We start from the raw sequence: 1,518 nt of genomic DNA on the forward strand, positions 1-1,518 counted from the left end.
AATGGGTCGCTTGCTTCGGGCGCGGTGGAGTCGACCACCAGCAGCACACGATCAGCCTCGCCAATGGCCTTCAGGGCGCGTTCCACACCGATTTTCTCCACATGGTCATCGGTATCACGCAAACCGGCGGTATCGACCACATGCAGCGGCATACCGTCGATGTGGATATGTTCACGCAGGATGTCCCGTGTGGTGCCGGCGATATCGGTGACGATGGCTGCTTCCCGACCGGCCAGCTGGTTCAGCAAGCTTGATTTTCCAGCATTGGGCCGGCCGGCGATAACCACAGTCATACCGTCACGCAGCAATGCCCCCTGCCCGGCCTCACGCTGCACGGTGGATAACTCGCCGCGCACAGCATCGAGCATCGACAGTACGTGGCCATCGGCGAGAAAGTCGATTTCCTCCTCAGGGAAGTCGATCGCCGCCTCGACGTAGATGCGCAGGGCAATCAAGGCCTCGGTCAGGCTGTGCACACGCTTGGAGAATTCCCCCTGCAGCGAGCGCAGGGCATTGCGCGCCGCCTGGCTGGAACTGGCCTCGATCAGATCGGCGATGGCTTCTGCCTGAGCCAGGTCGAGCTTGTCGTTGAGGAACGCGCGCTCGCTGAATTCACCCGGCCGGGCGAGCCGGCACCCCACTTGTACACAGCGCTGCAGCAGCATGTCGAGGACCACTGGGCCGCCATGGCCCTGCAGTTCGAGCACGTCCTCACCCGTGAACGAATTCGGCCCAGGGAAGAACAGCGCTATCCCTTCGTCCAGCACAAGCCCGTCATCGTCGCGGAACGGGCCGTAATGGGCATGCCGCGGGGTCAGCGTGCGACCGGTGATCAACTGGCCTGCCTTGCCAGCCAAGGGGCCGGACAGCCTGACAATACCTACACCACCGCGGCCTTGGGCGGTGGCGATGGCGGCGATGGTTTCACGCACAGTGTTCATGCTCGAAAGCCTCTACGACAAATACGACAGATAGCAAAAACGCCCCACTAGGGGGCGTTTTTTATTCACAGGCTAGCGTACTAGCCCGTCAAGCAGCAGCTTTTTTGGTAGCTGCTTCGATACGGCGAGTGATGTACCACTGCTGCGAAATCGACAGGCAGTTGTTCACAACCCAGTACAGCACCAGACCGGCCGGGAACCACAGGAAGAAGAAGGTGAAGATGATCGGCATCATTTTCATCACCTTGGCCTGCATCGGATCCGGCGGCGTCGGGTTAAGGCGCTGCTGGATGAACATGGTGGCGCCCATGATGATCGGCAGGATGAAGAACGGATCCTTGATCGACAGGTCGGTAATCCACAGCATCCACGGAGCCTGGCGCATTTCCACGCTTTCCAGCAGTACCCAGTACAAGGCCAGGAAGACCGGCATCTGTACCAGGATCGGCAGGCAGCCGCCCAGCGGGTTGATCTTCTCTTTCTTGTACAGCTCCATCATCGCCTGGGACATCTTCTGGCGATCGTCACCGAAGCGTTCCTTCAGGGCGGCGAGCTTAGGTGCAACGGCACGCATACG

Annotated in this window: 2 protein-coding genes; both read right to left on the minus strand. The window is 60.4% G+C overall.

Annotated elements, in window-relative coordinates:
- The coding region (gene mnmE / locus ACNQP3_RS29290) for a tRNA uridine-5-carboxymethylaminomethyl(34) synthesis GTPase MnmE (RefSeq protein WP_416470709.1) at positions 1 to 941 on the minus strand (941 nt) is incomplete at its 3' end.
- 88 nt (positions 942 to 1,029) lie between these two features.
- Positions 1,030 to 1,518 (minus strand): membrane protein insertase YidC (gene yidC / locus ACNQP3_RS29295; protein ID WP_416470710.1); only part of this gene is annotated, 489 nt, incomplete at its 5' end.

It is taken from the genome of Pseudomonas sp. LFS074 (genome assembly GCF_047978165.1).
Classification (GTDB): Bacteria; Pseudomonadota; Gammaproteobacteria; order Pseudomonadales; family Pseudomonadaceae; genus Aquipseudomonas; species Aquipseudomonas putida_P.